This window comes from Sphingomonas sp. MMS12-HWE2-04 (assembly GCF_044881185.1).
Lineage (GTDB): Bacteria > Pseudomonadota > Alphaproteobacteria > Sphingomonadales > Sphingomonadaceae > Sphingomonas.
The window spans coordinates 156,015-170,097 of record NZ_CP173254.1; the positions used below are offsets into that span (position 1 = coordinate 156,015).

Here is a 14,083-nt window from a genome sequence, read left to right on the forward strand (position 1 = left end):
GCGAACCTTTTCCTTGTTTTCACGCGAGCCGATAGAGCCGGCGGGCATTGGTGTCGAAAACGCTGTGATGGTGTTGGGCGGGAACCCAGGCGCGGGCAAGCGCGAGCCAGCCGGGATAGTCGCCGCGCAGAGTAACGACGGGCCAGTCGCTGCCCCACAGCAGCCGCTCGGGGCCGAAGCACTGCCAGAGATGCGCGTGGATCGGGTCAAGCGCCGCGGCGTCCTGGCCGGGGGCGAGTTCGGTCAGCAGCCCCGAGAGCTTGCACGCGATATTGGGCCGCGCGGCCGCCTGCGCGATGGCTTCGCGCCAGCCGGTGGGGTCGCCGGGGTCGGGCTTGGCGGCGTGATCGATGACGATCGTCAGACCCGGGTAACGGTCGGCGAGGCGGGCGAGCGCGGGGAGGTGCACCGGGCGGATCAGCGCATCGAGCACCAGACCGTGCGCTGCCATCGCCGCGAAGCCGGCGTCGCGAACGGGATCGTCATACCAGTCCGCTGCGCAACCCTGCACCATTGGGCGCAGGCCGCGCAGCTTGGAGTGGGCGGCGAGTGCGGCGACGTCGGCGGGCGAAGAGAGGTCCGCCCAGCCAATTACCGCGGCGATCTCGGCCACCTGCGCGACCTTCAGCAGCCAGGCGGTGTCGGCGGGGTCTTCCTGGCTCTGGACGAGGATCGCGGCTTCGACGCCGGACTCGGTGAGGACGTTGCGCGCGTCGTCCAGTTCGAAATCGCGGTAAATCGCGTTCAGATCGGGGGTCGGCCACGTGCACGCGTTGCGGCCGAGCTGCCAGAGATGGACGTGCGCGTCGATCACGCCCGCGACCGTGCCCGCAATCCGAACAGCAGCACGACGATGAAGCAGAAGGCGGGGACGAGCATCGCCACGAGGATCGATCCGGCGCGATCGGAAACGAAGCCCATCGCCGCCGGCATCGCCGCGCCACCGACGATCGCCATCACCAGCAGCGCCGCCGCCGATTTCGTGCGAGCGCCAAGGCCATGCACGGCTTCGGCGAAGATCGTCGGGTACATGATCGACATGAAGAAGCTGCTCGCCACCAGCGCCCAGATCCCGGCCATGCCGCCGACCAGCGCCGCGACGACGCAGAGCAGCGCGGCGATGCCCGCGAAGCCGATCAGCAGCGGCAGCGGCGCCAGGCGGCCCATCAGCGCGGCGCCGGCGAAGCGGCCGAGCATGAACAGCACGAGCGAGGCGGTGAGATAGCCTGCGGCGAGATGCTCGCCGGTGCCGGGCACCGCGACCTGCGCATAGCGGATCAGGAAGCTCCACACCCCGACCTGCGCGCCGACATAGAAGAATTGTGCGAGCACGCCGAGCATCAGTCGCGGCGTGGCGAGCAGCGAACGGAAATCAGCCAGCGCGCCGACGCCCTCATCCACATCGCTTTCGGTCGCGATCGCCGGGAAGCGGGTGAGGCGGATGAGCACTGCCCAGGCAAGCACGGCCAGCGCGATGACCAGATAGGGCACCTGGACCGCCGCGGCCTCGCTGGCGCGGAAGGCGGCAAGCGCGGTGGGATCCATCGCGGCCATTTGCGCGGGCGTGATGGCGACGCCGGAAAGGATGAAGCTGCTGCCGATCGCGACGCCGGTGATGGAGCCGAGCGGATTGAACGCCTGGGCGAGATTGAGCCGCTGCGAGGCAGTCTCGGGCGCGCCGAGCCGCGCGATCAGCGGATTGGCGGACGTCTCGAGAAAGGCGAGCCCACTGGCGATCACGAAAAGCGCGAACAGGAAGAAGGGGTAGCTCTGCGCACCCGCGGCGGGCCAGAACAGCAGCGCGCCGACGGCATAAAGCACGAGGCCGAGCAGCACCGCGGCACGATAGCCCTGCGCCCGCATGAACAATGCCGCGGGGATCGCGAGGCAGAAATAGCCGAGATAAAAGGCCGATTGGACAAGCCCGGCCTGCAGATCGCTGAGCGTGAACAGCTTCTTGAAGTGCGCGATCAGCACGTCGTTGAGATTGTTGGCAACGCCCCAGAGGAAGAACAGCGCGACGATCAAAATGACCGGGAGCAGGCGCCCAAGGTTCGTCGGCGGTGACGCGGTCATGCGATTCCCCTCCCGTCGATCCGCACCACCGGCACGAACGCGTTGCTCGTTCTGGGCGGCAGCGTCAGGTGCAGCCCCGAGCCGTCGCGACGATGGCGCACCGCACCCCCACCGAGCAAGGTCATGCGTTCGATTGCGCCGTTCCAGCGACCTTCGCCCAGCGCCTTGATCGTCACCGGACGATCGGGCCAGGCGAGGAAGAGCAGATAGAGCGCGCCCTTGTTGACCGTGAAGCGCACGTCCTCGCCGGTGAACGGCTTGGCGGCGCCTTCGTTCTGCATCCCCGTCTGGAGTTGGGTCGGGCCTTCGCCATAGATGCGCCAGGGGCGCGAGCCGAAGATCGCTTCGTCGTTGACCGCCATCCAGCCGGCCATCGCGTCGAGGATCTTGTCTTCCTCGCTATCGATCGATCCGTCGCCGGGCTGGGGAATCGAGAGCAGCAGATTGCCGTTCTTCGAGACGACATCGGCGAGGCGCTGGATGACTTGTTCGGCGGTCTTGTAACTTTTGTCGTTGAGGCGGGCGACATTGTAGAACCAGTCGCCGATGCAGGTGTCGGTCTGCCAGGGCTCATCCCACAGCCGATCAGCGAAGCCGCGCTCGACATCCTGCACCACGCCGAAACGCTCGTGCGGCTTCACTTGCTTGGCGGTGAGCACGACGTCGATCTTGCCGTGCTGCTGGATCGAGCGATTGTAATAATCGGCGGCGGCCTCGAGCCCCACGGGTCCCAAGGGCAGGCCGTAATCGTCGAAATAGCAGAGATCGGGCTTGTATTTGGTGATCAGGTCGGTCTGGCGAAGCAGCCAGTTGGCAATGTAGCGCTGGCCCGCGGCGCCGGGCGGCGGCGTTTCGACCCATTGGCCGTCATTGGCCTCGTGCCACTTTTCCATCGCGGCGATGCTGTCGATCCCGTCGGGCGCAACCTGATAGGGGCCGTTATAGAGCGCCTGAGGATCGAGGCCTTCCCAGAACTTGCCCTTGCCGTCGGCCTTGGTGAGCCGATGCGGGGCGTAGCGCTCACCCTTGCGCGGGCCGGTGGGGTCATAGGCATAGCCGGGCTGATACCAGTGCCAGCTATGCGCGCCGTGGTTCGACACGCCGAACTTCAATCCGGCGCGGCGCGCGACCTTTTCCCAGATGCCGACGACATCGCGCTTCGGGCCGATCCGCGTGGCGTTCCACGGTTGATACTGGCTGTCGAAACAGTCGAAATTGTCGTGGTGATTGGCGAGCGCCATGAAGTATTTGGCGCCGGCCTTGACGTATTTGCGCATCAGCGCGTCGGGGTCCCAGGCCGCGGCGGTCCAGCGATTGGTGATCTCGAGCATGCCGGTATCGGCCGGGTGGCCATAGGTCTTGAGATGATGCTCGTACATCGGGTGCCCCTGCATGTAGAGAAACCGTCCGTACCAATCGCCTTGCTCGGGCACCGATTGCGGACCCCAATGCGACCACAGGCCGAGCTTGGCATCGCGGAACCAGTCCGGATAGCGATAATTCTCGATCAGCGAAGGCCAGTTGGCCTGGACCGGTCCGCGCGCCTGGCCCATCGGGCTGGCCGCGCGCGCAGCCTGTGCGGCGGCGAGCGCGGCGGTGCCGGCGAGAAAGCCGCGGCGGCCGATCACTTTGCTGCTCCCTGGCCGAGCGCCTTGGCGATCGCCGCCTCGGCGAGCGGGCGCATGATCTTGTAGCCGGCGGGCGTCGGGTGGACGCCGTCTGTCGCAAGGCCGGGCTTCATCGCGCCGTCCGGCGTGGCCATTGCGGCGTGATAATCGACATAGGTGAAGCCTTCGCGGCGGGCATAGTCCTTGAGCCAGGCGTTCATCGCGACGATCTGCGGCACCGGCTGCTTGTCCGGGCTCCACGGGAAGGCGCCGGCGGGCGGGATCGAGGCGAGGATCACCTTGATGCCGTGCGCACGGGCGAGCTCGGCCATCGACTGGACATTGCCCTGGACGGTCTCGATCGTCGCGGCGCCAGTGTTGCCGGCGATATCGTTGGTGCCGGCCATGATGTGGACTGCCTTGGGCTTTAGCGCGATCACGTCCTGGCGGAAACGCACCAGCATCTGCGGCGTGGTCTGCCCGCTGATCCCGCGATCGACCAGCCCGCCGGTGAAGAAGCCGGCATCGTGGTTGATCCAATTGTCGGTGATCGAATCGCCCATGAAGACAACGCGCACCGGCTGGCCGGCGAGGCGGCGATTGTCGGCGGCGTAGCGGCAGAGTTGGGGATAGTCGCGCGTGAGCATGTGGAGGTTCCACATCTGCCAGCCTGCGTCGTCGGTGGGAAGCGGATGGCCGGGGCAGGGCTCGGCGACGATTCCGGCGGGATCATCGGCATGCGGATCGCCGGGTACCTTGGTTTGCGCCTGTGCTGCGGTGCCGGCGAGCAGCATCGCTCCGGCGAGCACGAAAGACGATTTCATTGCGCTGATCCTCCCAAGGAGCCGGTCTGTTGCCGGTGCCGACAAATCATAGGCAGCCCCGATATGCTGCGCCACTGAAAAGCGATTTCATAGATAAACAGATTTTGCGTGCGCTTGTTGCGCGCTGCACGCGCGTGCATGGTGGGCCAACAGGAGGGGACATGGCGACTAGAAAGCCGGCCAACGAGATTGAGGAAGTCGACTCGCGCTACCGTGCGCCTGCGCTGGAAAAGGGGCTCGACATCCTCGAGCTGCTCGCCAGCCAATCGGGGGCGATGACGCTGACGGCGATCGTCAACAGCCTGGGACGCTCGCATGGCGAACTGTTCCGGATGGTCCAGGTGCTCGAATTCCGCGGCTATATCGAGCAGGACAGCGCGAATGACGGCTATCGACTGAGCGATCGGCTGTTTTCGCTGGGCATGCAGCAGCCGCGGACGCGCAACCTGATCGAGATCGCGCTGCCGGTGATGCGGCAATTGGCACTGGCGGTGGGGCAATCGTGTCATCTTGCGTTGCACACGCTCGGCGAGATGGTGGTGGTCGCGCGGATGGAATTGAGCGAGCAGCTCGGTTTCTCGGTGCGCGTCGGCTATCGCCGGCCGCTGCATCTCGTTGCCTCGGGCGCGGTGCTCTACGCCTTCCAGCCCGAGGACGTGCAGCGGCGGTGGGAAGCGATGCTCGATCCGCCGCTCTCGCCCTCCGAGCTCGACGAATTCCGTGCGCATGCCGAGGCGGTGCGCGAGCGGCATGTCGAGCTGACGCCGAGCAAGTTCGTCGCGGGCGTCACCGACATCTCGGCGCCGGTGATGCGCGGCGGCGCGGCGGCTGCGGCGCTGACCGTGCCCTATCTCAAGAAGCTGCAGCCTTCGCTCTCGCCCAAGGAAGCGGCAGTGCTCGTCCGCCAGGCGGCCGAGCGGATCTCGGACCAGCTCGTCGAGGGCGACAGCCGGATTTAGATCGTCCAGCCGCCGTCGATCACATGGATCTGGCCGGTGGTGAAAGCGGACTCGTCCGAGGCGAGATAGAGGCCGAGCGCGGCGATCTCGTCGGCCTTGCCGACCCGACCCATCGGCTGGCGGGCGTTGAAGGCGGACCAGGCGGCGTCATAGTCGCCGGTCGCCTTCAGCCGCTCGTGGAGCGACGGGGTGTCGACCGTGCCGGGGCAGATCGCGTTGCAGCGCACGCCCTTGGCGACATAATCGACCGCGACGCCCTTGGTCAGGCCGATCACGCCGGCCTTCGAGGCGCCATAGGCGAAGCGATTGGGCACGCCGGTGACCGAGCTTGCGACCGAGGCGATGTTGACGATCGAGCCGCGGCCGGCCTCGAGCATCGCCGGCAGCGCCGCGCGGATCAGCCGGTACATCGCGGTGACGTTGAGATCGAACGAGCGGTTCCAATCGGCCTCGTCGCACTCGAGGATCGTGCCCGCGGCGACATAGCCGGCGCAATTGAACAGCACGTCGAGCGTGCCCGCTTCGCCGAGCACGGCATTGATGTCGGCGGGATCGAGCACGTCGAGCCGGCGGGTGATGCAGCCGTCGAGCCCGGCGAGGCCCGCCTCGTCGCGGTCGGTCGCCCAGACCGTCGCGCCTTCGGCGGCGAACAGTGCCGCGGTGGCGCGACCGATACCCTGGGCGGCGCCGGTGACCAGTGCCGTCTTTCCTGCGAGCCTTGCGCTCATGATGCGACCTTCTCGATGTTCTGCGTTGGGATGGGAGCGTCGGGGCGGAGCAGCCCCTCGGCCTTGAGTTCTGCCCAGAGTGCGGGCGGAATGGGCAGGCGGGCGCGCCGCACGGTTTCTTCGACCTGCGCTGCGCTGGCAAGGCCGGGGATCACGCTGGCGACCTGCGGATGGGCGAGCGCGAACTGGAGCGCGGCGGCACCGAGCGACACCTTATTTGCGGCGCAGATCGCGGCGATCCGCTCGGCGCGCTCGACCACGGGAGCGGGGGCGGGCGCGTAATTATAATGCGGGCTGGGGGCGAGCGTGTCTCCGGCGAGGATGCCCGAATTATAGGGCCCGCCGATCACGATCGAAGTGCCGGCGGCAGCGCAGCGCGGGAAGAGCTGGTCGAGTGCCTCCTGCTCGAGCAGCGTGTAGCGCCCGGCGAGCAGGATGACGTCGAGTTCGACGCGCTCCATCAGCTCGAGGCAGATCGCGATTTCGTTCACGCCGATTCCGAGCGCGCCGATCGCACCCTCGTCCTTGAGCCGTCGCAGCGCCGCGAAGCCGCCGCCCTCGACGAGCTGGCCGAGTCGTTCGCCATGCTGGTCGCCATGGGTGAGCCGGCCGATGTCATGGACATAGGCGACGTCGATCCGCGCCCGCCCGAGTCGTTGGAGGCTGTCTTCGTAGGAGCGCAGCACGCCGTCATGGCTGTAATCGAACACCGGCTCGAACGGCATCGGCGAGCGGAAGCCGTGACGCTCCTCGTTCGCGTCGAACGGCGTGCGCACCGGGCGGAGCAGGCGGCCGACCTTGGTGGAGACGATCACGTCGTGCCCACGCACTGCATCGCCGACGCGGCGCTCGCTAAGGCCGAAGCCGTAATGCGGGGCGGTGTCGACATAGCGCAGTCCAGCGTCGAGTGCCGCATCGAGCGCGGCGCGGGCCTCCCCATCGGGCACGGCGCGATAGAGATTGCCGAGCGGGGCGGCGCCAAAGCCGATCTCGGGGACGGCAAGGCCGGTGCGGCCGAGCGGGCGCGTGGCGATGGCGCTGCTCACTGCGCGTCCAGGCTGAAGATCCGGGCCATCGGCACCCATTTCTCGCCCTTGGCGGCATGGGCGAGCGGTCGCTGGAAGCGCCACATCAGCGTTTCCCATGCGGCATTCTCAGCCGGTTCGGGCACGGCGCGGGGGTAATCCTCCGCGACTTCGGCGATCATCACCAGGCGATCGGCGGTGCGCCAGATCTCCATCGACTCGACGCCCTGCGCGCGGATGTGCGCGACGATCGCGGGCCAGACCGCGCCGGGGGCGTGGCGCGCCTCATATTCGGCGATGAGATCGGCATCATCGACGAGGTCCAGCGCGAAGCAGCGGCGCGTCACGCGCAGTCGTGCCTGCCGATGCGGTGCTGCCCCGATGCCGTCACGCCTCTTCTCCTCACCGCCAAATCCGGCGTTCGCTCTAGTTCTGACCCGTCGATTGGCGCAAAAGCAAACTTGCGCCAAGGGCAATTGGCAAATATGAAAACCACAAGCACCAGCAAACGTAAAGGTGCAAAGCACGGGATGCGGCCGCTCTGCGGCGTCGGAGCGAGAGGGCGATCTACTATATGCCGCAGGCACGCAATTCATGCATTCACGGGCGCTCGCGATGACCAAGATCACTCGGTTGCGCGTACTCGACATCCGTTTCCCGACTTCCGACTGGCTCGACGGGTCGGACGCGATGAACCCCGATCCGGACTATTCGGCGGCCTATTGCATCCTCGAGACCGATACGCCGGGCCTCGAAGGTCATGGCCTGACCTTCACGATCGGGCGCGGCAACGACATTTGCTGCGCAGCGATCGAAGCGCTGGCGCCGCTGGTCGAAGGGCTCGAACTCGACTGGATTCGCGAGGACGGCGGTCGTTTCTGGCGGCATATCACCGGCGACAGCCAACTGCGCTGGATCGGGCCCGAAAAGGGCGTGATTCACCTCGCTACCGGCGCGGTAGTGAACGCTGTCTGGGATCTGTGGGCGAAGGCCGAAGGCAAGCCGCTGTGGCGGCTGATCGCCGATATGAGCCCGGCCGAGATCGTCCGGCTGATCGATTTCCGCTATTTGACCGACTGCATCACGCCCGACGAGGCGCTGGCGCTGCTGACCGAGCGCGCCGCGGGCAAGGCCGAGCGCATCGCCGAGCTCGAGGCCAATGGCTATCCCTGCTACACCACTTCGGCCGGCTGGCTCGGCTATGACGATGCCAAGCTGGCCCGGCTATGCCGCGAGGCGATCGACGAGGGCTTCAACTATGTGAAGCTCAAGGTCGGGCGCGACCTCGACGAGGACATCCGCCGCGTGACGATCGCGCGCGAGGTGATTGGGGCCGAACGGCACCTGATGATCGACGCCAACCAGGTGTGGGAAACCGCGCAGGCGATCGACTGGGTGAAGGCGCTTTCCTTCGCCAATCCGTGGTTCATCGAAGAGCCGACCAGCCCCGACGATGTCGAGGCGCATCGCACGATCCGCGAGGGCATCGCCCCCGTCCAGGTGGCGACGGGCGAGATGTGCCAGAACCGGGTGGTCTTCAAGCAGTTCATCATGCGCGGCGCGATCGACGTGGTGCAGATCGACGCGTGCCGGCTGGGCGGCGTCAACGAGGTGCTCGCGGTGCTGCTGATGGCGACCAAATACGGCCTGCCGGTGTGCCCGCATGCTGGTGGTGTGGGGCTGTGCGAATATGTCCAGCACCTGTCGATGATCGACTATCTGTGCATTTCGGGCACCAAGCAGGGCCGGGTGGCGGAATATGTCGACCATCTCCACGAGCATTTCCTCGAGCCCTGCGTCGTGGAAAATGCCGCTTATCGCGCGCCGACCGCGCCGGGCTTTTCGATCCAAATGAAGCCTGAGACGCTGATCGAGTTTCGTTATGGAGGCGCGCCGAAGGCGTGAACTGAGCGCGCCAGTCATCGGCTCGGGGTTTCAGATTAGCCTGTGCGAGGGGCGCGATGCCGCGTGCCTGACGCCTGGGAGCTATGCGTCGGCAACGCCGCCGTGACGGCGCTGCCACAGTTTCCTAGCAATTTTCATATGTGCTAAGTTTTTTTGTAGACGCTCGTTACCCAGCGGTGTTAGCGCGAACATCGAAGTCTTCCGGGACGCATTGCGCGTCAACAGAGAAGGCGACGCAGGAGAGGTGGGCGCCCCTACGGGCCCGAGCGGCTGAACCTTCAGGCTGCCTGTTTCTCCTTTAGCTGTGCCGGATCGTGCGACGCGAGGCGTCGTGCCGTGCGGTTGCAATGGGGACGAACAATGGCTGGCATGTCCGCCGAAGGAAGGAATGACTACATGACTGTGACGCTTCGCCGGGCCCTGATGCTCGGTGTGTCGGCTTTCGCGTTCAGCACGGCGCCGGCTGCCCTGGCTCAGGCCGCTGACGATGCCGCCGCTGCCGCCCCGCAGGATAGCGCGGCCCCCGCGCAGGACACCCAGTCCGATGCCGACGGCGATGCCATCGTAGTCACCGGCGTGCGCGCCAGCCTTTCGAGCGCGCAGAATATCAAGCGCAACTCCGACCAGATCGTCGACTCGATCGTCGCCGAAGACATCGGCAAGCTACCCGACCGCAACGTGGCCGAGGCACTGCAGCGCATCACCGGCATCCAGATCCAGCGCACTTATGGCGAGGGCAGCTCGATTGCGATCCGCGGCCTCAGCCAGGTCCGTACCGAAATCAACGGCCGCGACGTGTTCACTGCCAATGGCGGCCGCACGCTGAGCCTGGAGGACGTGCCGTCCGAACTGCTCGCCGGCGTCGACGTCTACAAGAACCCCTCGGCCGACCTGATCGAAGGCGGCATCGGCGGCCTGGTCAATTTGCGCACCCGCAAGCCGTTCGACTTTGACGGGCTGAAGGTCTCGGCCAGCGGCACGATCAACTATTACGACCTGTACGGCAAATCGACGCCGCAGGGGAACATCCTGATCTCGGACCGCTGGAACACCGGCATCGGCGAGATCGGCGTGCTCGTCGACTTCGCCTATCAGAAGACCGCGTTCCGCCAGGACCAGATTTCGAGCCAGCCGCAGTTCCTGCTCAACCCCGCCAATGCCGCGGACGCCACGACGCTGGCGGGCCTGGGCCGCACCGGCAAGACGACCTATCTCGCGCACGGCGTCGGCATCGGCGAATATCTGGGCGACCGTCGCCGCATCGGCGTCGACGCCGCGGTCCAGTGGAAGCCGAGCCAGGACCTGCTGCTGACCGCGGAATATGTCCGTTCGGACTATAAATTCCAATATGGCGACTATAGCTTCTTCGCCTATACCGGCGACAGCGCGATCACGCCGGACTATACCGCGCCGTTCACCTTCGACGATGACGGCAATTTCCGCAGCGGCACTTTCGTCAATGTGCCGATCAATGCGAATACCAGCCTCGAGAACCGGCATTCGGTCACCAACGACTATTCGCTCAACGCGAAGTGGACGCCGGCAGAGAATCTGACCATCACTGCCGATGGCCAGTATATCCGGGGCGTGACCGACGGGCAGCGCTCGATCGTGATCCTGTCCTCGACCGCCGAGCGGCTCCACCATGTCGTCACCGACGGCGCGCCGATCTTCGAAATCCTGCCCGATGCCAATGCGGCCAACGGCAACGGCCTGGTCACCGACCCCGCCAATTATGCGAGCGGGGCCGGATATCTCGATCACATCGAGCATTCCGTCGGCACCGAAAAGGCCGGGCGGCTCGACGCCGAATACCGGTTCGACAACAGCTTCCTGAAGTCGATCTCCGGCGGCATCCGCTATACCGACCGTTCGGCAGTCACCGACAGCAGCACCTACAACTATTACGGGCTGACCAGCGCGCTGGCCTCGAACCTGTACGAAGTGCACCCGTTCCGCGGCGAACTGTATCGCGGCTATCAAGGCGTTCCCGAGGGTGCGGTGTTCTTCAATCGCAACCTCGTGCTCGACTATGACACCACGCGCGAAACGCTGGCGCCCTATGCCGGCACGCAGAGCCAGGCGCTGCTCAACGGCGTTGCCTATGTGCCGAGCGACCGCAACACCCAGGGCGAGAAGACCTACACCGCCTATGGCATGGTCAAGTTCGGCGCGGATGACTTCGCCGTGCCGATCGATGGCAATATCGGCGTGCGCGTAGTGAAGACCAAGGTGAACACCAGCGGCTTCTCGGTGCAGACCCCGCAGGCCGAGGACGCGAACGGCAACCCGATCGCCGGCAACGGACCGATCAGCTATGTGCCGATCACCGCGGACTCGGACTACACCAAGGTGCTGCCGAGTCTGAACCTGCGCTTCCGCTTCACGCCCAAGCTCCAGCTGCGCCTCGCCGCATCGAAGGCGCTGACGCGGCCCGACTTCACCCAGCTGAACCCGAACATCAACATCACCGAGTTCAATTCGGGTTCGGGCACGCGCACCGCGTCGACGGGCAATGCCAACCTCCGCCCGCTGGAAGCCACGCAGTTCGACGCGTCGCTCGAATACTACTTCTCGCGTACCGGATCGATCTACGCGGCGGGTTTCTACAAGAAGGTCGACGGCTTCATCGCCAACGTGACCGCCACCGAGACGTATAATTTCGGCAACGGGCCGTTCAACGTGGACGTCACGCGCCCGGTCAACGGCGACGACGGCAAGATCAAGGGCTTCGAGATCGGTGGCAACACCTTCTTCGATTTCCTGCCGGGCTTCCTCTCGGGCTTCGGCGCCCAGGCCAACTTCACCTATGTCGACAGCAAGGCGCCCAGCCCCAGCGCAACCGACAATGAAGGCAACCAGCTGATCGTGCCGCTCGAGCAGCTTTCGAAGACCAGCTACAATCTGATCGGCTTCTACGACCGCGGCCCGCTTTCGGCCCGCGTGGCGTATAACTGGCGCTCGAAATACGTCGTCACTACCCGCGGCAACGGCAGCGGCAATTTGCCGATCTTCAACGACGCGCGCGGCCAGCTCGATGCCTCGGTGACCTATACGGTGACGCCGAACTTCGCGCTGACGGTGGACGGCACCAACCTGACCAACACCGAGAACCGCACCTATTACGGCATCGCCAGCCGCCCGCAGTCCGCGGTGCTCAACGACCGCCGCGTCAGCATCACGGCGCGGCTCACCTACTGATGCGGTTCGCCTGATCCGTATCGTTCTCGCTTTCGGGCCGGCTCGTCATGGGCCGGCCCTTTTTTCGAGGGATGCGGGGTGGCAGAACGGGATGGAAGACACGGCCGCGCAACGGGGCGCGGCGAAGAGGGGAAGAAATATGCGCCGTTTCACCAGCCTGGCCGTGGCGCTTGCGTCGCTGGCGCTCGGCCATGCCGCCGCCGCCAACGCGCAGGAAGTCCCCCGCGTCGTTTCGAAGGACGGGCGGCACGCGCTGATGGTGGACGGCGCACCGTTCCTGATGCTCGGCGCACAGGTCCATAATTCGAGCAATTATCCGGCGATGCTGCCCAAGGTGTGGCCGGTGATCGACCAGCTCCAGGCCAACACGCTGCAGGTGCCGATCGCCTGGGAACAGGTGGAGCCGCAGGAGGGGAAGTTCGACTTCTCGTTCCTCGACACGCTGGTCAAGCAGGCGCGCGAGCATGACGTGCGGCTGGTGCTGCTGTGGTTCGCGACGTGGAAGAACACCGGCACGGCCTATGCGCCGGGCTGGGTGAAGCTCGACCCCAAGCGCTTTCCGCACATGATCGACCGCGAGGGCAAGAAGCATTACGCCTTCACGCCCTTTGCCCGTTCGACGCTGGAGGCCGACAAGAAGGCGTTCGTGGCGATGATGCGCCACCTCAAGGCGATCGATCCGCAGAACACCGTGATCATGGTCCAGGTCGAGAACGAAGCGGGCAATTACAGCAGCGCGCGCGACCATTCGGCGGAGGCCAACACGCTGTTCGCGGGGCAGGTGCCGGCGGCGCTGCTCAAGAAGACCGGCAAGAAGCCGGGGACGTGGAGCCAGGTGTTCGGCCGCGACGCCGACCTGTTCTTCCAGACCTGGTATCTCGCCGGCTATATCGACGAGATCGCCGCGGCGGGGAAGGCCGTGAAGCCGCTGCCGATGTATGCCAACGCGGCGCTGCCGGGGAATCCGTTCACCTGGCAGGATCCCAACACCTATGCCAGCGGCGGGCCGTCGCCGGCGGTGATCGACGTCTATGAGGTTGCCGCGCCGCATCTCGATGTGGTGGGGCCCGATATCTACAATCCCGACCATAAGGCCTATCTCGGCTTCCTCGACGCCTATGCCCGGGCGGACAATCCGCTGTTCGTTCCCGAGACCGGCAATGCCCGGCCCTACGCCCGCTACTTCTTCCCGACGATCGGGCGGGGTGCGATCGGCTGGTCGATGTTCGGCATGGATGGCAGCGGCTATTCCAACTATCCGCTCGGCGCCAAGACGCTCGACGCCGAGACGATCGAGCGGTTCGCGCGCAACTATCGCCTGTTCCGCCCGATGCAGCGCGAATGGGCGAAGCTGGCGTTCACCGGCAAGACCTGGGGCGTCGCCGAGCCGACCGATCCCACGGCGAAGTTTTCCCAGTCGCTCGATCTTGGCGGCTACACCGCCAAGGTGACCTTTGGCCGGCCGCAATTCGGCTTCGAGGACCCCAAGGGCAATGACGAGCCCAAGGGCGGGATGGTGGTCGCGCAGCTGGGGCCAGACGAATATCTGGTCACCGGCTTCGACGCGCGGATCGAGTTTGCGCTGAAGGACGCCAAGGGCCGCAACCTGATCTACGACCGGATCGAGCAGGGCCATTACGACCATGGCCGCTGGGTGTTCGAGCGCGTGCTCAACGGCGATCAGACTGATTATGGGATCAATTTCGGCCCCGAGCAGCAGGTGCTGAAGATCAAGTTCGGGACCTGGGAATAGGCCGA

Annotated in this window: 11 protein-coding genes; 4 read left to right on the plus strand and 7 right to left on the minus strand. The window is 65.8% G+C overall.

The features are described 5' to 3' along the window. Nucleotides 1-19 precede the first annotated feature (19 nt). The 4 genes from AB2M62_RS00715 to AB2M62_RS00730 form a co-directional block, all read right to left on the minus strand. Nucleotides 20-814, minus strand: coding sequence for an amidohydrolase family protein (locus AB2M62_RS00715; protein WP_404336951.1), 795 nt, complete (start codon nucleotides 812-814; stop codon nucleotides 20-22). Beyond that, nucleotides 811-2,076, minus strand: coding sequence for an L-fucose:H+ symporter permease (gene fucP, locus AB2M62_RS00720; RefSeq protein WP_404336953.1), 1,266 nt, complete (start codon nucleotides 2,074-2,076; stop codon nucleotides 811-813). Before fucP ends, AB2M62_RS00715 begins: the two co-directional genes overlap by 4 nt. Continuing rightward, nucleotides 2,073-3,629: an alpha-L-fucosidase gene (locus AB2M62_RS00725; protein ID WP_404339733.1), complete on the minus strand. Its 1,557-nt coding sequence runs from the start codon at nucleotides 3,627-3,629 to the stop codon at nucleotides 2,073-2,075. Before AB2M62_RS00725 ends, fucP begins: the two co-directional genes overlap by 4 nt. A 71-nt stretch (nucleotides 3,630-3,700) precedes the next feature. Further along, complete coding sequence (locus tag AB2M62_RS00730) at nucleotides 3,701-4,507, minus strand: SGNH/GDSL hydrolase family protein (protein ID WP_404336955.1); 807 nt, start codon at nucleotides 4,505-4,507, stop codon at nucleotides 3,701-3,703. A 161-nt stretch (nucleotides 4,508-4,668) separates the two neighbouring features. On the opposite strand from AB2M62_RS00730, the gene AB2M62_RS00735 reads away from it, so the two are divergent. Next, the gene (locus AB2M62_RS00735) at nucleotides 4,669-5,466 is read left to right on the plus strand and encodes an IclR family transcriptional regulator (protein WP_404336957.1); all 798 of its coding nucleotides are present in this window, start codon (nucleotides 4,669-4,671) and stop codon (nucleotides 5,464-5,466) included. Here AB2M62_RS00735 and AB2M62_RS00740 read toward each other — a convergent pair. From AB2M62_RS00740 to AB2M62_RS00750, 3 genes are read right to left on the minus strand one after another with little or no spacing between them, the layout of a single operon-like run. Further along, nucleotides 5,463-6,194, minus strand: a complete 732-nt coding sequence (locus AB2M62_RS00740) for an SDR family oxidoreductase (RefSeq protein WP_404336959.1) — start codon at nucleotides 6,192-6,194, stop codon at nucleotides 5,463-5,465. The two genes, AB2M62_RS00735 and AB2M62_RS00740, sit on opposite strands and share 4 nt — an antisense overlap. Further along, nucleotides 6,191-7,240 (minus strand): aldo/keto reductase, encoded by a 1,050-nt coding sequence (locus AB2M62_RS00745; protein WP_404336961.1) that lies wholly within the window; start codon nucleotides 7,238-7,240, stop codon nucleotides 6,191-6,193. The genes AB2M62_RS00740 and AB2M62_RS00745 overlap by 4 nt, the downstream gene beginning before the upstream one ends. Continuing rightward, nucleotides 7,237-7,566 carry an L-rhamnose mutarotase gene (locus tag AB2M62_RS00750; RefSeq protein WP_404336963.1) on the minus strand — a complete coding sequence of 110 codons (330 nt, stop codon included), beginning with the start codon at nucleotides 7,564-7,566 and terminating at the stop codon, nucleotides 7,237-7,239. The genes AB2M62_RS00745 and AB2M62_RS00750 overlap by 4 nt, the downstream gene beginning before the upstream one ends. Nucleotides 7,567-7,834: 268 nt before the next feature. Between AB2M62_RS00750 and AB2M62_RS00755 the strand changes: the two genes are divergently transcribed. The 3 genes from AB2M62_RS00755 to AB2M62_RS00765 all read left to right on the plus strand — a co-directional run bounded on the left by AB2M62_RS00755 (nucleotide 7,835) and on the right by AB2M62_RS00765 (nucleotide 14,078). Next, complete coding sequence (locus AB2M62_RS00755; protein ID WP_404336965.1) at nucleotides 7,835-9,124, plus strand: L-fuconate dehydratase; 1,290 nt, start codon at nucleotides 7,835-7,837, stop codon at nucleotides 9,122-9,124. Between the two features lie 396 nt (nucleotides 9,125-9,520). Beyond that, the gene (locus AB2M62_RS00760) at nucleotides 9,521-12,325 is read left to right on the plus strand and encodes a TonB-dependent receptor (protein ID WP_404336967.1); all 2,805 of its coding nucleotides are present in this window, start codon (nucleotides 9,521-9,523) and stop codon (nucleotides 12,323-12,325) included. Nucleotides 12,326-12,464: 139 nt separating this feature from the next. Further along, nucleotides 12,465-14,078 carry a DUF5597 domain-containing protein gene (locus AB2M62_RS00765; RefSeq protein WP_404336969.1) on the plus strand — a complete coding sequence of 538 codons (1,614 nt, stop codon included), beginning with the start codon at nucleotides 12,465-12,467 and terminating at the stop codon, nucleotides 14,076-14,078. The last annotated feature ends 5 nt before the right edge of the window (nucleotides 14,079-14,083 follow it).

Coding starts and splice junctions, on each gene's coding strand:
- fucP (WP_404336953.1), bottom strand. CDS start 2,076: ATGACCGCGTCACCGCCGACGAACCTTGGGCGCCTGCTCCCGGTCATT.
- AB2M62_RS00725 (WP_404339733.1), bottom strand. CDS start 3,629: ATGGGCCAGGCGCGCGGACCGGTCCAGGCCAACTGGCCTTCGCTGATC.
- AB2M62_RS00730 (WP_404336955.1), bottom strand. CDS start 4,507: ATGAAATCGTCTTTCGTGCTCGCCGGAGCGATGCTGCTCGCCGGCACC.
- AB2M62_RS00735 (WP_404336957.1), top strand. CDS start 4,669: ATGGCGACTAGAAAGCCGGCCAACGAGATTGAGGAAGTCGACTCGCGC.
- AB2M62_RS00740 (WP_404336959.1), bottom strand. CDS start 6,194: ATGAGCGCAAGGCTCGCAGGAAAGACGGCACTGGTCACCGGCGCCGCC.
- AB2M62_RS00755 (WP_404336965.1), top strand. CDS start 7,835: ATGACCAAGATCACTCGGTTGCGCGTACTCGACATCCGTTTCCCGACT.
- AB2M62_RS00760 (WP_404336967.1), top strand. CDS start 9,521: ATGACTGTGACGCTTCGCCGGGCCCTGATGCTCGGTGTGTCGGCTTTC.
- AB2M62_RS00765 (WP_404336969.1), top strand. CDS start 12,465: ATGCGCCGTTTCACCAGCCTGGCCGTGGCGCTTGCGTCGCTGGCGCTC.